Source organism: Coriobacteriia bacterium (assembly GCA_018368455.1).
Classification (GTDB): domain Bacteria; phylum Actinomycetota; class Coriobacteriia; order Coriobacteriales; family UMGS124; genus JAGZEG01.
This window is the reverse complement of the sequence record JAGZEG010000003.1, coordinates 108,608-127,502: the sequence shown is the minus strand read 5'-3', so window position 1 is coordinate 127,502 and position 18,895 is coordinate 108,608. Positions and strand designations below refer to the sequence as shown.

The following is an 18,895-nucleotide window of genomic DNA, read 5'->3' as shown; positions in this document are numbered from 1 at the left end:
GCCCTACACCTCGAACGCGAGGTGCTCCGTGCAGAGGCAGGCAACGGCCCCCTCGTCGAGGTCACAGCCCAAGCCGGGGCTATCGAGCGAGATGCGCCCTCCGTCAACCACAAGCTCGGGCTTTGCGACGTCCCGGGCGAAGTAGCGCGCCGTCGAGCAAAGGTCGCCTGGGATGTCGACGCCGGGTAGCGCCTCGAACGCGGCGTGAAGGCGCTTAGAGATAGATGTGTCGAACATGCCGCCCATCCAGACCTCCGCGCCACGCTTGCGTGCCTCCCGGTAAAAGCGCAGCGCCGGCGCGACACCACCGAACTTGCCGATCTTGAGCGCAAAGCAGCGCAGCGCGGGATGCGACTCGAGCACGTGCCACGCGTCCTCTGCACACGTGACTGACTCGTCGAGGCAGATCAGCGTGTGCATCGTGGCCTGCAGGCGCTCCAGGCGCTCCCACAGACCCGCCGGTCCCTCCGCAGGTGGACGCGCGGGGTCGAGCGGCTCCTCGATGCAACGCGCGCCCAGCTCATCCAGCTCGCGCAGCAGGGCGGCGTCGGCCTCGGTGTAGCTCCCGTTCGCGTCGAGCGTGACCATGAGGTCAGGATGGTCGACGCGCACGGCACGCACGCACGCGACATCGTCGCCGGGGCGCACCTTCATCTTTATGCGGGCGTAGCCGGCAGCGACGGCTCGATCGGCGGCAGCCCGTGTCTCGTCGATGCTTCCGATGCCCAGGACGGCACCCGCCGGCACGGTCAGCCCCTCCGTCGTCCCTGCGCAGGCAGACTCCCCCGCCTCCTCGAGCAGCACGCGCCACAGAGGCAGGCCGCGCTGGCGCGCCCACAGGTCCCACAGGGCGTTCTCGAGCGCCGCGCGCGCCATGGGCAGGCGGCGCGCCTCGGGACAGGACGCCAACAGCTCCTCCGCCTGCCACGGGTCAAGCAGCGGCGTTCCCAGGACGAGCGGAACGAGGTGCTCGCTCAGAGCCCGGAGGTCCTCGCCGAGCGTCTCGGGCAGATACCACGGCGTCGTGAACGAGACGCACTCCCCCAGCCCGGCGTTGCCTCGCTCTCCCCGCACGCGCACGATGAGAGAGGGCCTCGTGCGCAGCGTCGTGCGGGCCGTCGTGATCGGCTGCACAAACGGCTGCTCGATGCGCCAGATGTCGATACGGCGCACGCAGATCCGGGCGTCATCGTGAGCTCGCAGCGCAGATCGGTCGACCTTGCCGATGCCCGTGCGCGGGAACTCGTCGAGCACGTAGAGCCGGTCAGGCAGGTTGATCTTGGAGAGCGTCTTCGCAAGCCCCTCGCGTACGGCAGCCGCCCGCGCCACTGCGGGCCCCGCATCCGCGCCCGCAGGCATCTCGACAAAAGCGACCGGGCGACGGCCCCACCGCTCGTCGCGCGCCCCGAACACGTAGGCGTCGCGCACGCCGGGCACACGCCTCAGGGCGTCTTCCACCTCCGCCGGATAGACGTTCTCACCGCCCGAGACGAACATGTCGGCCGTCCGCTCGCCCACACGGATGCGGTTGCCACGAACCACCCCCGTGTCGCCGCTCAGCAGCAGGCCGTCGGCCGCACGCGGCGTCGGCGCGTTGAGATAGCCGCCCATGACGCCCGGGCCGCCCAGGGCAAGCTGCCCGCCAACTGCGCGGGCCTCGTACCCAGGCAGCAGCTCAAGCCAGCCGTCGAACGCCTCGGTGACGGGGGCGTTTGCCACCTGGCTCGACGTCTCCGTCATGCCGAAGCTCGCCCACACGCGCGCCCCCGCCTCGACAGCGCGGCGCAGCGTCGCGGGGTTGGGAGCGGAGCCGCCGAGCAGCAGGCAGTCATAGCGCGGCAGAACGCGTGCGAGCCCCTCGCTAGAGCGACGATCGTCGGCGTCGAGCAGGTCCTGCAGCGTCGCGTCCACGACGGAGAGGTGCGTCGCGCCGAGCTCCGCCGCATCCGACAGGACGCGCGCGGCGTCAAAGCGGCGATAGAGGGCGAGAGGCGTCCCGTTGAGCACGCTGCGCACGAGCACCTGGAGGCCGCCGACGTGGTACATCGGCAGCGTCGCCTGCCACAGGCCGGCGCCCGGGCGGCTGAGACGCTCGTTGGAGGCACGTGCCGAGCCGCAGAGGTTGTCCCACGTCAGGGGCACGGCCTTGGGCGCCCCCGTCGTACCCGACGTGAACATGACGACGGCCGTCGCGGAGCCGGACGTCACATCGGTGCCCAGCACGTCCGTTTCGACGCGCGCGCGAGCACCCATCATCCCTTCGACGTCAGTCTCGGAGAGTGGATCGGGCAACTCGGCGCCGAGAGTGCCCCGAAGCCCCTCGAGGCGCAGGCGCTTCTCGGCGGACGAAAGGCGCGCGTTCAGCGTCACGAGGGCGCAGCCGACGCGCGACGCAGCCAGCATGAACGCGACGAAGGCCGACGAGTTCGCGAGGTCGACCGGCACGTAGTCGCCCGCCCGGACGCCCCGCACCGCAAGACCAGACGCCACACGACGGGCGGCGTCGTCCATTTCGGCGTAGCTCACCGTGGGGAGCGACACGCCGTCAGAGGCGCCCCGCTCCCCGTCGCACAGCCACAGGAATGGAGCGTTGGGGCGTCTGGCCAGCGTACACGCGAACGCACAGGCGAACTCGTTGCCCGTCTCACCTGACATGTGACGGCCCGGCCTACGGGAACGTCGGGAACTGGTGGAAGTCGGGGGTGCGCTTCTCCTTGAAGGCGTCGCGCCCCTCCTTGGCCTCGTCCGTCGTGTAGTAGAGCAGCGTCGCGTCTCCGGCGAGCTGCTGGATGCCGGCAAGGCCGTCCGTTGCGGCGTTGAAGCTCGCCTTCATGAAGCGCAGGGCCGTCGGCGAGAGCTGCAGCATGCGGCGCGCCCAGGCGACGCACGTACGCTCGAGCTCGTCGAACGGCACGACCGCGTTGACGAGGCCCATGTCGAGTGCCTCGGCCGCCGAGTACTGGCGGCACAGGTACCAGATCTCGCGTGCCTTCTTCTGGCCGACGATAGCCGCGAGATAGCCCGCCCCGTAGCCCGCGTCGAAGCTGCCGACGCGTGGGCCCGTCTGGCCGAACTTGGCCGTCTCTGCCGCGATGGACAGGTCGCACAGGATGTGCAGGACGTGGCCGCCGCCGATGGCGTAGCCGTTGACCATGGCGATGACGGGCTTGGGGACGACGCGGATGAGCCGCTGCAGGTCGAGCACGTTGAGACGCGGGATGTTGTCCTCGCCGACGTATCCCCCGTTGCCGCGGATCTTCTGGTCTCCGCCGCTGCAGAACGCCTCGTCCTCGTGGCGGCCGCCGTGGTTGGCGCCTGTCAGGATGATGACGCCGATGGACGCGTCATCGCGGGCGCGCGTGAACGCGTCGTACATCTCGTCGACGGTCAGCGGCGTGAACGCGTTGCGGTGCCACGGGCGGTTGATCGTGATCTTGGCGATGCCGCCGCACGTCTCGTAGACGATCTCGCGGTACTCACGGCCGGGCACCCAGACGATGGGCTCGTCGTCAACCGGCGTCTCGCCCGGACGCTGGCAGGCGCTCTCCTTAGTATCGATCTCGCTCATGTGGACCTCGCTTCTTCTCGGTAGCGTCACCGCACGCCGCCAGGGCTGGACAAACCGGCACGAAACGGCAACCAGAATATCGTCTGTCCGAGATTATGACGCAGGCCGGCCCCGCATCGCACCGGAGTACGTGACGTGGCCGTCGTACCCGCCGATTGTCCACGAGGCCGGGTGGCGCAGAGAGGTCGACACGCCGGAGCGAGACTAGCAAGCCCCGTTGAGAAACGTCCCCACCTCGCGCGCATAGCGAACGGGGTCCTCAAAGTGGGCGTCATGGCCGACGTCGGGCAGAATATGCACGGAAAGGCCGCGCCGCAGCCCTCCCGCGGCCTCGCCCAGCCTGCGCGCGACGGCGGCGTACTTAGGGTCGAGCTCGCCAGCAATATAAAGAACGGGGACGCCCTGTTCGGCAAGGGCTGCGGGGGCGTCTGCGAGGCGGGGCATCGCGTGCTGGCCCGAGCCCTCGAACGTCAGCGCCAGCGCCTCGGCGTCGTTGCGCATGCGGGCCTCACGCAGCAGCAGGCGACGCTCCTGCGGCAGCGCGCGCTGCGAGGCGAACACGGGACGCGTCTCCCAGAAGTCCATGAAGTCCGCAAGCGAGTCCCGGCGCACGCGAGCGGCAAGAGTAGCGTCCCGATCTGCGGCTTCCCGCCGGTATGCCTCGTCCGTGGGCCCCAGACCAGCGCTTTCGAGCACGAGAGCCGCTACGCGGTCAGAGTGGCCCGCCGCGTAAGCAAGCGCGACGCGCCCACCCATGGAGTAGCCCACGAGTGCAACGCGAGGAAGGCGGCGCTCGGCCGAAGGCGTGGCACCTCCCCCCACAGGAGCCGAGACCGTCTCCGGGGCAGGACGGGGCGCCACCAAAGCAGACTCCGGCGCAACGACCTCATCGATGAACCCCGCAAGCGTCGCGACAAGCTCGCCAAACGCGTACGGGGCGGGGTCGCGCGGGGCGTCGGAGCCGCCGTGCCCGACAAACTCGGGGGCCCATATGGCACGGCCAGGCAACATCTCAGCAAGCAGTGGGACAACTTCATCCCACGTGCGGGCGCTCTGGGAGAACCCGTGCAGCAGGACAACAGGGGGCGCAGACACCGCGCCGTCAAACGCCCCCCCACCGCAGCGCCCGATAGCGCACGCCACCGCGCTCGAAGAAGACGACCCGGGGCTCGGGCCCGACCGACACGCTAGACATGGCGATAGCGCTCGTGCGTGCCGGCGATCGGGAACGGGATCTCGAGCAGCGAGATGCCTGGCGTGCCGAGCAGCTCCTCGTATGCTTGCGAGAACTCCGCCACCGACGTCGCCCGACGATACGGCACGCCGAACGTCGCCGCCGCGTGGTCGAACTCCAGGTGCTGGGGCGTCAGGAACAGCCGCTCGAAGTAGTCGTCCTCCGAGCGCTGGGGCAGCAAGTCGAATATGCCGCCGCCTGCGTTGTTCAGCAGCACGATGACGACGCTCTTCGCCCGCTCTCCCCCATGGTGCGTCAGCAGCTCGCGCTGGAGGTGCAGCGCGTTGAGGTCGTGCAGCATCGCGAGGTCGCCGATGAGCAGCGTCGTCTGGTCGAAGCGCTGCGCCGCGCCCAGGGCACTCGAAACCGTGCCGTCGATGCCGTTGAGCCCGCGGTTGCACAGGACGGCGAGTCCCTTCGGTCCGCCGGCGCGATAGAACTGGTCAACGGCGCGGATGGACATGGAGCTTGCCGCCCAGAGCAGCGAGCCCTCAGGCGCGAGCTCGAGCAGGCGTCGCACGTAGGCGCCCTCGAACGCGTCGCCGCCCTCGTCCGCCCGCGCGGTGAAGCGTCGGGTAGCAGTGTCGTCAGCCGTGCGCCACGAGGCAAGGAACGCCCGCTGCGCCGCAAGGTTCTCGTCCGCGAGCGCGGCGTCTCCGGCATTGCGGCGCGCTCGGAGGGCCGAGCGCAGGGCGCCGACAAACGTAGGAGGATCGCAGCGGACGAAGAAATCCGTCGCGACGTTGAAGTCGCGCGTGTCCACGGCGTCGACGACGATTTGCATCGGCCGGTCACCCGTCGCGGGGTCGGGAGCGCAAACGGTCGTAAAGCAGGCCTTGGACACCGGGTAGCGCCCGAAGCGGATGACGAGCTCCGCACGTCCGACGCCAGGTCGTGGCTGGCCCTCGGTCCCGAACACCTCGTCGTAGGCGCTCAGCAGGTGGTCGTCGGCATAGGCGCGCAGACCGGAAAGCGGGTCTGCCACGACAGGCAAGGACAGCTCCTCCGCCAGCGCGAGCAACTCGCGCGCGTCCCGCTCGCACGAGGCGCTCCCCTCGCCCGCAAGCAGCAGGGTGTCGTGCGCGAGGATGAGGTCGAGCAGGCGGTCTGCATCCGAGGGCGCCAAATCGACGGGCGGCCTCACGATGCGCGTGCCCAGCCGCGTCAAGCGGCCCGCCGTGAACAGGCCGTCAACCGACAGGTCGGGCTTGAGCGGGTTGTCGAACGGGAAGTTCAGCTGGACGGGCCCGGCCGTGCCCATGCAGCCGTACAGCGTGGGAGAGTCATCACCTATCGGGAGGGGCGTGCCGGTCGCACCCGAGCCGCACGCGGCGCAGTACGCCTCGAGGGCCGCCTGACGCGCGAAAGCGATATCCGCCGCGCTCGACCCCGGCAGTGGCATCTGGCGAAACAGGCGCACGTGGCTGCCGTAGGCGTTGAGCTGGTCGCACGTCTGCGGCGCGCCCAAGCCCCACAGGCGAGGCGGGCGGTCGGCTGTCAGGAGCAGCAACGGCACGCGAGACGACTCCGCCTCCATGACGGCGGGATAGTAGTTGGCGACGGCCGTGCCCGACGTGCAGACGAGGCAGACCGGCTGGCCACTCGCCTTCGCAAGGCCAAGTGCGAAGAACGCCGCCCCCCGCTCGTCGACGTCAACGTAGAGGTTGAGGCTGCTCGCGTGCGCCACCATGGCGAGTGGCGTCGAGCGCGAGCCAGGGCTTACGACGATGTCGCGCACGCCGAGGCCTATGAGCTCGTCGAAAAACGCAGAGAGCCACAGGGCGGACGCCGCCGAGCTGGGCACGGCATCTGCGGCGTTGGGGCGCGGCTCGCGTAGCTCGGTACGCGTCGCCTCGACCCGCCTTGCATCCGCCGCACCCATCTCACCGGTCACGAAGTCGAGGTTAGCCATGGCGCACCTCCGCCCCCTCGCCGCCGTCGAAGGCCGACAGGACGGCGCGCAGCTTCATGCCGATCTCGTCGTATTCACTATCCGCGTCGCTGCCGGCAACGATGCCGCAGCCGGCGTACACCCAGCCCTGCCGTCCGTCGAACACGCCCGTGCGCAGGGCCACGCGCAGCTCGCCGTCGCCGTCAGCCGTCATGAACCCCGCCGCGCCGCCGTACAGGCCGCGCGCGTACGGCTCGATCTGTCGGATGAGCATGAGCGCCTCGCCCACGGGCGCGCCCGAGAGCGCCGGCGTCGGATCGAGCTGCGCCGCGAGGCCAAGCAGCGTGCGCCCGCCGAGCAGGCGCGCCGACACGGGCGTCCAGAGGTGCTGCACGTTGGGCAGCGACATGATCTGCGGATGGGCGGGGACGTCGACGCCGTAGCACGTGCGGTCGAACACCTGGCGCACGAAGTCGACGACGAACGCGTGCTCGCGCAGATTTTTCGCGTCGTGCAGGAGCTCGTCGGCAAGGCGCTCGCGCTGTGCGGCGTCGGGGCTCGTGGGACACGTCCCGGCGAGGCACATGCTCTCGACCACGTCGCCGCGCTTGCGCACGAGCAGCTCGGGCGTGCACCCGCAGAAGAAAACGTCGGCGTAACGATAGAGCACGACGCAGCCCCGGGCAGGCACGTCGATGAGGTTGACGACGAGGTCGCGCGCGTCAAACGGAGCCTGCGCGACGAGGCGCTGCCTGCGCGACAGCACGACCTTGCCGACGCGCCCCTGATCGATGGCAGCCAGGCCGGCCTCGACGCGCGCCGCCCATGCGGAGCGGTCGTCGGGCTCGAGCGAGAACGGAATGGTGACGCGCACGCGCGCCGGCGCCGCCTCGCAGGCGCGCACGAAGCGTTCGACGCGGGGACGATACACGGGGCCCAGGCTGTTCACCTGCAGGAACGTCCCGCTCTCGTTCTCTATAAGCACGACCTCGGGCACCATGAGGCCCACGCTGGGAAACGACGCGAACAGCTCGTCGGTCGGCGCGGGGTTGCCGGCGTCGAAACGCGAGAACGTGAACAGGACGGGGGCGACAGACGCAGGGCCCTGCGCCTCATACTCGACCTCGCCGAGCGACGAGACGGCGACGCAGCGGCCCATGCCCAGGTAGCGCGAGGGACGGTCCTTGTCATAGAAGACGAACTGGTCGGTAAACCCGTGCGCGAGCGCGCAGAACGCGTCGACGACGTCGGCCTCAACGGGCATCGTGTACGAGAACAGCTTCGTGAGCACGCAGAACCTCCCCCTCGCCCGAGCGGCTGCGCACGGGCGTCATGGCAAGACCGCACCGGACGCGGCCACCGGATGGCGACGATAACTCGTGCCAGTATACCGACACGCCCGTCGGCGCGAGGCGCCCCGCCAGCCGATTGGACGCCTGCTCCATCTAAGCCGAGCCGCTCTTATCTGTCAGCCAGGTATTAGGAGACCCATGTGCATTCAGGCAATAATTCCAAAATCTACGAGAAGCATCAGAAAGCTCGGCGCCTCGCAAGGTGGAAACCCCGAAGCCCCACGTTACATCTTCAAATGGGATGAGACGCATGCCATCGCTATTAAAGAAGGGAAGACGCTTTAAGTGGCCAACGCCAAACGCCGGTCCATTCCCTTCGAGCGTGTAGTTATAGAGCCAAAACATCGCGGACGAAAAATAGGTCGCAGCAGGTCTGCCCGCGACACCCTCAAACGAGCTCATAATAGACGCGTAGCACTTAAAGTCCGGCCCCGGCATAGCTATCCTTCGCCCCACGAAGTCAGACGCTTTTAGAACTTCTCTGCCAAAAAGAGGATCGCCTCTCCTCACCCAGAAGCTCGTCGTGGTCGTATGTATTGAACGCGTATCAAAATCACTGGCAAACGGGGCGAGCGTCAGGGCGATATCACATCTCCCTGCCCTCAACTCTTCATCGCACGCATAGTCCGCAGCATCGGTATAACCTAAAGAAATATCAGGATTCTGCTCACAAAAGGTATCTATAAAATGAGGGCCAAGATAGCCCAGCACTCCGATTGCGAAGCAAACGGTCAACCTGTTAAGTTTGCGCATCCGAATTCGATTGATATCGTTCATGAGTTCAGAATGCGATGCCGTATCTCGTTCTACATAGCGGAGCAGCGCTTCGGCGTACTCCGTAGGAACGCAGGCGTTGCGCCCTTCATGGCGAAACAGTTCAACACCCAGTTCCTTTTCAAGGCTTCTCAGTGATTTCGTGAGTCCCTGTACGGAAATTGAAGTCTCACGGGCAGCCTTCGTAAAGCTGCCACATCGGCATGCCGCTTCGAAATACTTCAACTGAATAGTGTTCATGACCACTCCCCCTGTAGGTCATAAAGCTTTTCTATTGTAGGGGATCAAAAGCATTTGGCAATAAACCTTAAGATGAATATGCCCAACTTTTTGTACGCTTCTTAGCGCTTCCAGTAACAGAATAAACCATATGATTCATATCAGGACATGTCCAAGTCTCACAGGTGTTCATTTCAATAAACAATATTACGTTGATCGATAATTTAAGTACTGAAAAGGGGCTCATAATGATGAATGGCACAGAGCAGCATGCAATGACGCGTCGCGGTTTTGTCGCCGGAGCAGCCGTGGGCACGGCCGGGACAATGGCGCTTGCCGGCATGCAGGCCCGCGCTGACGAGGCGGCCGGCAACGACTTCCTCTCAAGCGTCGCGTGGGACAACGAGTACGACGTCGTCATCATCGGCTTCGGCCCCGCCGGCGCCTCCGCTGCCGTCGCCGCCTCCGAGGAGGGCGCCAGCGTCCTGCTCATCGAGAAGGCCCCGCTCGGCCGCGAGGGTGGCAACGCCCCCTACGCCGGCCAGGGCACGCTGTCCATCTACCCCGGTGACGAGGAGAAGGCGGCCACGTACCTCAAGGCCCTGCGCGGCGACTTCAACACGCCGTCCGACGAGATGATCGACGCGCTGGCCGTCGAGCTTGCCAAGAACCTCGAGTGGTTCGAGTCGCACGGCGCCGAGAGCGTCGAGATGGTCCCGTTCGTCGAGTATGACTACGAGGGCAGCGAGACCATGAACCTGCTCGCGGTCAACGGCGAGTTCTGGACGGGCCAGAACTGGCGCGTCATCCGCGGCGCCGCCCTCGCGGCGGAGAACGTCGACGTCTGGTACGAGTCGCGCGTCATGCACCTCATCCAGGATCCCGCCACGGGCGTCGTGCACGGCGCCGAGGTCCACAACGGCGACGAGGTCATCAACGTGCGCGCCCGCAACGGCGTCGTGCTGTGCTGCGGCGGCTTTGAGAACAACATGCAGATGATCCAGGACTACCTGCAGGTCCCGTACGGCTACGCCAAGGGAGCCCACTACAACGAGGGCGATGGCATCCTCATGGGCATCGAGGTCGGCGCGCGCCTGTGGCACATGAGCAACGGCGTCGGCCCCGACCCGAACTTCGTGAACCCCGAGACCGGCAACGCCTGCGGCTACTGCATGCAGGGCCAGCAGAGCCTCGTGAGCACGGGCTTCAGCTCCAAGAGCGTCATCTTCGTCGGCGGCGACGGCACGCGCTTCGTCGACGAGGGCAAGTCGCCGAGCCACGGCTTCATCGACTTCCACGGCACGCACAAGCACATGCACGTGCCCGTGCCCGCCTTCGCCATCTTCGACGAGGCCGCCCGCGTCGACGCGCCCATCTACACCGGCTGGTCCGAGCAGAACGAGGCCGAGGTCGAGAAGGGCTGGATCACGAAGGCAGACACGATCGAGCAGCTCGCCGAGATGATCGGCCTGGATCCCGAGGCGCTGTCGACCCAGGTCGCCACGTACAACCAGGCGTGCGCCGACGGCGTGGACGTCGTGCTCGGCCGCAGCGCCGAGACGCTGAACGCGCTGGCGGAGTCCGGCCCCTACTACGCCATGGAGCTCTCGCCCACGTACACGAACACGCAGGGTGGCCCCGAGCGCGACCCGCAGACGCGCATCATCTCCACGACGGGCGAGCCGATCCCCCACCTGTTCGGCGCCGGTGAGCTGGGCGCCCCCTACGCCGACATGTACCAGGCCGGCGGCAACCTCGGCGAGGCGTGCGCCTTCGGTCGCCTCGCGGGCCGCATGGCCGCCGCCGCGAAGGACGACGCCGTCATGGACTCGCTCGTGAGCGGCGAGCCCAAGGTCGCGACCTGGGAGGAGGCCACGGTCGAGACGGCCGAGGGCGAGTACCTGGGCACGGCCGACGGCATCGGCGGCCCGCTGACCGTCAAGGTCGCGTATGCCGACGGCACGATCAGCTCCGTCGAGGTCGTCGACCACCACGAGACGGACGGCATCGGCACGAACGCAATCGACGCGCTGCCCGCGGCCATCGTCGAGGCGCAGAGCACCGACGTCGATACCGTCGCCGGCGCCACCGTCACGAGCCGCGCCATCCTCGAGGCCGTCGACAACGCTCTTGCCGAGGCTGGCAACTAAGAGCCATTCCCGCTAGGCCGGGAGCCGAGCCCCCAGCGGCTCCCGGCACTTCTTTAGGCGCGCAATCCCCAGCGCGCCACCACAGGCGGCCTCCCGATCCTTGACACAGCATTCATGCGAGCCGGATATCGGGAGGCCGCTCTGCGTTTGCGTTCGCGACGCGCCAGGTTTGCGGGTGCCTCACGGGGGTTGGCGCCGACAGCCCGCGATCTGGCGCCACACCGGGTGGCCCGCAACCCGGCGTTGCACCAGGCGTCCCCAAAAGACGGTTCTGCCAGGTTTTGCAAAACCAGGCGCCGGAAATGGCCCCGATCTTCGGTTGTGCAAGGTTTGCGCACCTTCAAAAGGGAGGCTGCTTCTAGGCGAGATGCCGCGACCTGCGGAAATGACACAAAGCCACGCGGTTACACCGAAGATCGCGTCAACAAACCTAGCACGCCCGCAATTCGGGGCCAAATTCAGCGCCCCAAATTACAAAACCTAGCACGATCGCAAAACTCGCCCACCCAAGGGGCAACTCTTGGCAGGAAGAGCGAGCTCGAAAAGCTCCCTGCCCGCAAACGCACGATGGGCCGCCCCTCGTCAGGACGGCCCATCGTGGCAGCGCGGCGCAAGCTGTTGTCGAGACGCCGCGGATACAAGGCGGGCCGCCCCGTAGCGTACTAGACGCTACGTGAGGGGCGGCCCAACGCAACAAGCACAATAAGCGGTTGTCGAGGTGCGTCAGATGCAAGGCGGATCGGGGCGTAGCGTACTGACGCTACGTAAGCCCCGATCCAACGCCGCAGATGGCGTGCCTCGGCAAGCGCTTCTAGCAGATCTTGACGACCCAGCCCTCAGGCCCCTCGATCTCGCCGGACTGGATGCCGGTCAGCGTCGAGCGGAGCTTCGTCATGATCGGGCCCATCTCGTCGTGGCCGTTCTTAAAGACGATGGTCTCGTCGCCGTGATGGACCTCGCCCACCGCGGAGATGACAGCAGCCGTGCCGCACAGGCCGCACTCGACGAACTCGGGCACCTCCTCGAACTTCACCGGGCGGTTCTCAACCTTCATGCCGAGCATGTTCTCGGCGACGTAGATGAGCGAGCGACGGGTGATGGAGGGCAGGATGGAGTCCGTGTGGCTCTGGGGAACGACGAGCGTGCCATCCTCCTTGGCGAACAGGATGTTGGCGCCGCCCGTCTCCTCGACGTACGTGCGCGACTGCGAGTCGAGGTACATGTTCTCGTCGTAGCCGTTCTGGTGGGCCAGCATGTAGGGATACAAGCTCATGGCGTAGTTCAGGCCGGCCTTGATGTTGCCCGTGCCGTGAGGCGCCGCACGGTCGTAGTCGGAGACGCAGATCTTAGCGGTGCCGCCACCGAAGTAGGGGCCGACGGGCGTAACGAGGATGCGGAACTGGTACTCGGAGGCCGGCTTGACGCCGATGACCTCACCGGTCGCGAACATCATGGGGCGGACGTAGAGCGTGGCGCCCGAGCCGAACGGCGGCACCCACGCGGCGTTGGCCTTGACGACCTGCTTGACGGCCTCGACGAACTTGTCCTGGGGGAACGGCGGCATGACGAGGCGCTCGGCCGAGTGGTACATGCGCTCGGCGTTCATGTCGGGACGGAAGCAGACGATGTCGCCGTCCTTCGTCGTGTAGGCCTTGAGGCCCTCAAAAACCTCCTGGCAGTAGTGCAGGATGCCGGCGCACTCGGACAGCGTGACCGTGTGGTCGGTCGTGAGGCCGCCCTCCTCCCACGCGCCGTTCTTGTAGTTGCAGACGTAGCTGTAGTCCGTCGGCTGATAGTCAAACGTCAGGTGGGCCCAGTCCAGGTCCTTCTTCTCGGTCGCCATGAGCGCTCCTTCGTCGCGTCCCCGCCCCATTGCGGATTAGATACGAAAGGATAGTAAGTCGCCGGCAACGCCCGCGGCTTACTATCCCGGTTTCACCATAACCTTGCAAAGAGTAGCAGCATAAAGCCCACTACAGCCACCGCGCTACGCCTGGTAGAACTCCTTGATGTCGGCCGCCAGCTTCTTGAAGGCGTCCGTGTTGACGTAGATCATGTGGCCGGCGTCGTACAGCTTGAACGACAGGTTCTTCTTGACGTCCTCGGAGAGGTACATGCGCGCGAGATCCTCGATGGGCCCGAGGAACGGGGTCGCCAGGTCGTAGCGTCCGCCGAGCACGATGACCTTCATAAGCGGGTTGTGGCGCATCGTGTACGCCAGGTCATACGTGACGTTGGCCGTGTTGGCGCTCCACTGCGCGCCGGCCGACGTGTGCTTGTGGTTCCACTTCGGGCCGATGTTCTCGTAGTTGCTCGAGAGGTACGGCTTGTCGTAGTGGTAGCCGATCTCGCTGCCCACGATGTAGTGCCAGCCTGCATCCCACGCCGCGCTCATGGCCGAGCTCGCCGGATCGTCCTCGTCGACGCCCTCGCGGCTCGTCTGCAGGAAGTTGCCGGCATCGTTGGAAAAGCGACCGTCGAGGCGGCCGACGACCTTGCCCTCGTCGGAGAGCAGCTCGTAGCGGAAGTCGGTAAGCTCGACGCGCAGGTGCTTGCGGCGCAGGTACCTCTTCGACAGGCCGAGGAAGTCGCTCATCTGCTCGGCCAGCTCGGCCTCGACGTCCTGGTCGAGGCGGTCGCCCTTGAGCAGCGCCGGGGCGAGCTTGTCCTCGGCAAAGGCGCAGGCGGCCTCGAACAGCTCGTCGTCGGTCTTGCCCTTGGCGGCGTCGCACTTGCCGTGGTAGTTGGCGATGGCCGCAAACGTCGGGAACAGCTGCACGTAGTTGCTGTCGTTGCCCGGGATCGTCGGCGTCCAGTCGAAGATGGACGACAGCATGACAACGCCGTTGCACGCGATGCCCTTGTCCTCGAGCACCTTGCACAGCACGGCGTTGCGCGTCGTGCCGTAGCTCTCGCCATAGAGGTAGATGGGCGAGTTCCAGCGGCCCGTACGCTCGAGCCACGCGTAGATGAAGCGGGCGAAGCACTCGGCGTCCTTGTCGACGCCCCAGGCGCGCTCGGGCTTAACGCCCTTCGCCAGGTCGGACCAGCCGGTGCCCAGCGCGTCGACAAACACGACGTCGGACTCGGGCAGCAGCGTGTAGGGGTTGTCCTCGATCTGGAACGGCGCGGGGCCGATGCGACGGTCGCCGTTGGGGACGACGCGGCGCGGGCCGATGCCGCCGACGTTGATCGGCACGCTGGCCGAGCCAGGGCCACCGTTGTACGCGAACGTGACGGGACGGGCCTGCGCGCCACCCTGCGGGTCATCGGCGACGTAGGACAGGCAGAAGAACGAGCCGATGGGCTCGCCGCAATCCTCGCGGATGTCGACGTGGCCGGCAGTGGCGGTGTAGGCGATGGCCTGCTCGCCGGACTGCCACGTGAACTGCGCACTCACGGGCGCGGGGTGCTCGCGGAACTCCTTCTTCGGCTTGTCGGCGCAGCAGCCAGCCTTCTGCTCGGGGCAGCCCTCGCAGCAGGCGGTGGACTCTTCGGACATGCATGCCTCCTCACTAGAGCGGATAGACAGGCCTGATTATGCACGCATGGCGATATGACGGGGTGGGAAGTTGGCCCATAGGCAGCAAAACGGCATCCAGGGGCGGCTCGGTGGCCAGAAAGCGAGGATGTGCATCGCGCCCTGGCAGCCCCGGCGTGGCGGCGTCTTGCCGACCTGCGGGTTTGCACCAAACGGGAGAGGCCCCTTCGGCATACACACGCCAAAGGGGCCGCCCTGGGAATACACGCCGCGCGATTCTGGCCAGAAAGCGCCTTCGCGGCGACGGGAGGCTACGAACGACCCGAGCGACGACGTGCACCACGGGCCACGAGAGCCACGCCAGCAGCCGCGCACGTCGCTCCGCCGAGCGCGAGGCCCAGCCACGCGGCGGCAGGAACGCTCGCGTCGCCCGTCTTGGGGATCTGCGACGCCGGCTTCCTGTCAACTGTCGGCTTCTTGCCGTCATCAGGCCGTGCGGGCTCGTCGGGATCCGGATCTACGGGCGCCCCCGCGTAGGCGTTCTTGAAAACGATGCCGCCCACAGGGTAGTCGATGGACGGGACCAGCGTCCCGTCGCCGTTGTCGACGAAAGATATCGTGAAGTCAACGGCATCAACCTCGGCCGTCACGCCCTCGGGCACTTCGGCCGCCTGGTACGCCGTAAATCCGACGCGCCATCCGCGCAGGCCCTCCGCCGTCGTGAACTCATTGACCGGGCCGCCGATCGCTGCCATGAAGGAGAGCCACGCGGAGTCGAGCGCGGGATCGAGCGGCGTGAACGTCACGGTGCCGTCAGCCGCGTTCGTCGCACTCGCCCACGGCTCCACAGAACCGGGCGTCTCGTCAGACGTCGTGATGCCGTAGCTGAACTCCCCCGTAGCCTGGTCGCGCCCCGTCAGCACGTTTTTCGCCACGACGATCGGGGCCGTCACGTCGGTGAACGCAGCGACATAACGGTTCTCGAACGTGAGGACGGGCTCCTCCGGTGCGCCGTCTGCCGTCGAGAACGACCGCTCCTCACGGGCGACGCCCCACGTACCGTCGGCGTCGGGAGCGTAGCCGTACGTCGTAACGAGAACGGAGAGCTGCGTGGGATCGTCCTCGCCCACGTTGACGACCACGGAGCTCCTGCGCGTGTCGTAGGTGACGCCATTCGCGCGCCACCCGTCCATGGCGAGCGCGTTTGTGGCGTCCATGCGCTCCTGGACGTCGCCGCCAGAGGCAATAATCTCGCTTAGCTCGCCGTAGGTCAGCCCGGAGAACTGCGGGAAGCGCTGAGACATGGCGGGGTTCGTCGCGTCCCCGGGAACGTCCTGAACCAGCGTGTACACATACGACCCGCCGACGTCTTGCGGACCTGCTGCGAAGCCCGCAAGTAGCGGCATCGTCGCAAGGCCGTCGGAGACGCCGCTCACGGGGTGTGCGTCGGCCTCCGTCAGCTTGGCCGCGGCGTCTGCGCCCTCATCGCCGGGCAGGGACTCGCGTGGCACGAGCGTGAAGCCGAACTGGCCCTGCTGGATTGCGGAGCCCTTAAGGGACACGCCGACCGTCAGGGGCAGAACGTCGCCCAGTACCGTATCGGCAGCAGGAGCCTCGCCCACGTATGCATTGCGGAACACCAGAGCATTCTCTGGCGCGTGGGAACCCTCCCTGCTCGAGAACAACAGCATGGAAACGTCCTCGACAACCTCGCCGCTCTGTGCGTCGATGCGGTTCACGAAGCCCAGAGCCATGTAGTCGACCTCGACCGCACCGTTGGCGCCCTGGAGTACAAACGCGTAGAGCTCGTAGCGCGTCGCGTCGTAGGAGATGCCGTCCAACTGCCAGCCCGCGTGGAGCTTCGCACGGTCGGCATGCGAAAACTCGCCGTCGAGATCGCCCCACATAGGATCGGCCTGCCAACTGAACGCCCCGAGCTCGCCATACGTCTTGCCGGCCACGTCGGCGAAGTCCGGGTCCTCGGCAAGCAGGGGGTTCGTCGCCTCGGCAGGAATGTCCTGCATCAGGAAGAACCGGTAGATGAGGTTGACCTCTTCGGGCTCGAACGAGGCGTTGGCGAGTAGGGCCTGGTAGTCAATCGCGCCTGCCTCCTGCGCAGCACCGCTCGTGAAATGCGTAGTCAAGCCGGAGAGCTTGGCGGCGGCCTGCTCATACGACGCGCCAGATGTGTCCTCGTTGCCAAGATCGCCCACCGGAACGAGCGTGAACGAGAACTCGCCCGCGGCCATCGGACGCCCGTCAAGGGCGATGCCCATGCGCGCGGCACCTTCCTCGCCGTAGTCGAGCGCGGGATCGGGATCCGGCTCGGTGGAGGGGTCAACGTAGACGCTCGGGAACTTCACGTCGGCGTTGCCGCCATCGAGGACGGGCGACGGGCGCGCGGAGACGCTCGGGACGGCCCCATCGTCCGGGCTCACCGAGACGCGCGTGATCCACGTCTGGGTAGCGAGCGCTCCGTCATCGCCCGCCAGGACATCTATCGCGTAGGAGACTGCAAAGGAAGGATATGACACGCCGTCGAGCTGCCAGCCGTCCATGAGCAGGGCAAGCTCCGCGTCGGAAGGCTGGCCTGCGATGACGCTCTCCAGGGAGCCTACGCTGCCCACCTGGGCGGCGATCTGGCCGTACGTCATACCCGCGAACTGGGGAAGCGCCGCGTCCACGGAGGGATTCGTCGCGTCGGCGGGGATGTCCTGGCGCAGGTCGAACACGAACGTCTTGCCGGCGTCAGCGGAGGTGAACGAGAGGTCTTCGAGCAGGCCGAAGAGGCGTTCTCCGCCCGCGCTCGTGTTGGCGAAGTGGGCGTCGGACGCGGAGAGCTTCGACGTCGCGTCGCCCGATGCGGGGTCGCCCGTGGAGGGGCGGCCCGTCATCGTGAACGAGAGCTCGCCGGGTTCCATGTCGCGACCGCTGAGCGTGGCAAGAAGGTAGAGCGAGACGTGATCGGCGTAGGCGTAGGGGGCGACGGGAGCGGGAGCCTCGGGGACCTCCTGGGTGGGGCCGGGCGACGCGGCAACGGAGGCGTTGGTGGAACCGAATGACGCCGAGGTGTCGGGGGCGTCGGGAGCTTCCTGGGTGGGGCCGGGCACTGCGGCGACAGGGGCGTCGGCGGAACCGGACGATGCTGAGACATCGAAGCCGTCGGGATCCTCCTGGGTTGAGCCGGCCGAGGTGCCAGGGAGAGCTGCGGCATCGAGAGCATCGGAAGCTTCGTCGAAGGCGGCGGAGGCGAGAGCGTCCTGAGAGGAGCCAGCAAGAACGCCCGGGGCTGCTACGGCATCGAGAGAATCCTGGGCAGCGTCGGTGGCCACGACATCAAGATCATCAGGGACCTCGGGGGCTACGAGAGGCGCAGTAACGGGGAGCTCAACAGCGACGTCCTCGTGGTTGGGCTGGGCAAAATCAACCGCAGAAGTCAGGTCTGGAGAATTCGAAACAGTGGGGCCAACGGGAGGCGTCCCACCGGCCGTCGTCCCTCCCCCGGGCTCATACTCCGCCGCCCAGGCAGGGCTAAGCGCACATGCCAGGCCGAAAATCACCGCGAGAAGTGCCGGGGCGAGCCACGGAACGACGTCCCGCCTGCCCCGGCGCATCGAAGGCGTATTCGTCGTCTCGGGCACACGGAAGCTGCGTAGGACCATGGCAACCGCCTTTCGTCCGTTCTGCAGCGTGCAGGCAATCCGCCGCACGCGGTATCGCAGTGGAAGAACCGCTATATGTGGGATTATACGGACAGAAGGCGCCCCACAGATTGAGTTTACCTTTGTGGAAGGCTTTTTTACTGGCGAGCGGAACGAATGGATCCGCACGCGCATCGAACGCGGCCCGGGAATACCATTCCGGCGAGCGGTCGAAGGAGCCCGTGGCGTCGGGGGCAGAAAGCTCACGGTTTGCTGCCGACGGGGATGCATCTTGCCGTTGGCCCGCCGATTCATGGACAAGAACGCAAGCCGTGTATGGCGCATCTGGCGAAAGCCGATCCGCCTGAAAGCTCTTCTCAAGAAAACCGCAGGTCAGCGGCCTGTGCCCACCGAACGCCCATCCCAGCCGGCAACCGAGCCATGCACACCTCGGCTTTCTGCCCGCGAGGCACCGCCCGCGCGACAAAGAGGCGGCGCCCAGCATCGCGAGACCCCTCAAAAAGCGAAGGGCGCCCATCCCAAAGGACGGGCGCCCTTCTAGCAGCGGTCTACGCGTCAGCCGCC

10 protein-coding genes are annotated in these 18,895 nt (G+C 66.9%); 1 reads left to right on the top strand and 9 read right to left on the bottom strand.

What is annotated here, in order from left to right:
* Window positions 1–3: 3 nt before the first annotated feature.
* The 6 genes from menC to KHZ24_02770 form a co-directional block, all read right to left on the bottom strand.
* Window positions 4–2,655 carry an o-succinylbenzoate synthase gene (gene menC, locus KHZ24_02795; GenBank protein MBS5450132.1) on the bottom strand — a complete coding sequence of 884 codons (2,652 nt, stop codon included), beginning with the start codon at window positions 2,653–2,655 and terminating at the stop codon, window positions 4–6.
* Window positions 2,656–2,668: 13 nt separating this feature from the next.
* Window positions 2,669–3,499 carry a 1,4-dihydroxy-2-naphthoyl-CoA synthase gene (gene menB / locus KHZ24_02790; GenBank protein MBS5450131.1) on the bottom strand — a complete coding sequence of 277 codons (831 nt, stop codon included), beginning with the start codon at window positions 3,497–3,499 and terminating at the stop codon, window positions 2,669–2,671.
* Window positions 3,500–3,772: 273 nt separating this feature from the next.
* Complete coding sequence (locus tag KHZ24_02785; GenBank protein MBS5450130.1) at window positions 3,773–4,663, bottom strand: alpha/beta fold hydrolase; 891 nt, start codon at window positions 4,661–4,663, stop codon at window positions 3,773–3,775.
* 92 nt (window positions 4,664–4,755) lie between these two features.
* Complete coding sequence (gene menD / locus KHZ24_02780; GenBank protein ID MBS5450129.1) at window positions 4,756–6,684, bottom strand: 2-succinyl-5-enolpyruvyl-6-hydroxy-3-cyclohexene-1-carboxylic-acid synthase; 1,929 nt, start codon at window positions 6,682–6,684, stop codon at window positions 4,756–4,758.
* A 22-nt stretch (window positions 6,685–6,706) separates the two neighbouring features.
* The gene (locus KHZ24_02775; GenBank protein MBS5450128.1) at window positions 6,707–7,957 is read right to left on the bottom strand and encodes an isochorismate synthase; all 1,251 of its coding nucleotides are present in this window, start codon (window positions 7,955–7,957) and stop codon (window positions 6,707–6,709) included.
* Between the two features lie 181 nt (window positions 7,958–8,138).
* Window positions 8,139–9,059 (bottom strand): LysR family transcriptional regulator, encoded by a 921-nt coding sequence (locus KHZ24_02770; protein MBS5450127.1) that lies wholly within the window; start codon window positions 9,057–9,059, stop codon window positions 8,139–8,141.
* Between the two features lie 227 nt (window positions 9,060–9,286).
* Between KHZ24_02770 and KHZ24_02765 the strand changes: the two genes are divergently transcribed.
* Window positions 9,287–11,188 carry an FAD-binding protein gene (locus tag KHZ24_02765; protein MBS5450126.1) on the top strand — a complete coding sequence of 634 codons (1,902 nt, stop codon included), beginning with the start codon at window positions 9,287–9,289 and terminating at the stop codon, window positions 11,186–11,188.
* Window positions 11,189–11,999: 811 nt separating this feature from the next.
* On the opposite strand, the gene KHZ24_02760 is transcribed toward KHZ24_02765, so the two are convergent.
* The 3 genes from KHZ24_02760 to KHZ24_02750 form a co-directional block, all read right to left on the bottom strand.
* Window positions 12,000–13,031, bottom strand: a complete 1,032-nt coding sequence (locus KHZ24_02760; GenBank protein MBS5450125.1) for a branched-chain amino acid aminotransferase — start codon at window positions 13,029–13,031, stop codon at window positions 12,000–12,002.
* Between the two features lie 144 nt (window positions 13,032–13,175).
* Window positions 13,176–14,690 carry a peptidase S10 gene (locus KHZ24_02755; GenBank protein ID MBS5450124.1) on the bottom strand — a complete coding sequence of 505 codons (1,515 nt, stop codon included), beginning with the start codon at window positions 14,688–14,690 and terminating at the stop codon, window positions 13,176–13,178.
* Window positions 14,691–14,980: 290 nt separating this feature from the next.
* The gene (locus tag KHZ24_02750; protein ID MBS5450123.1) at window positions 14,981–18,001 is read right to left on the bottom strand and encodes a hypothetical protein; all 3,021 of its coding nucleotides are present in this window, start codon (window positions 17,999–18,001) and stop codon (window positions 14,981–14,983) included.
* Window positions 18,002–18,895 lie beyond the last annotated feature (894 nt).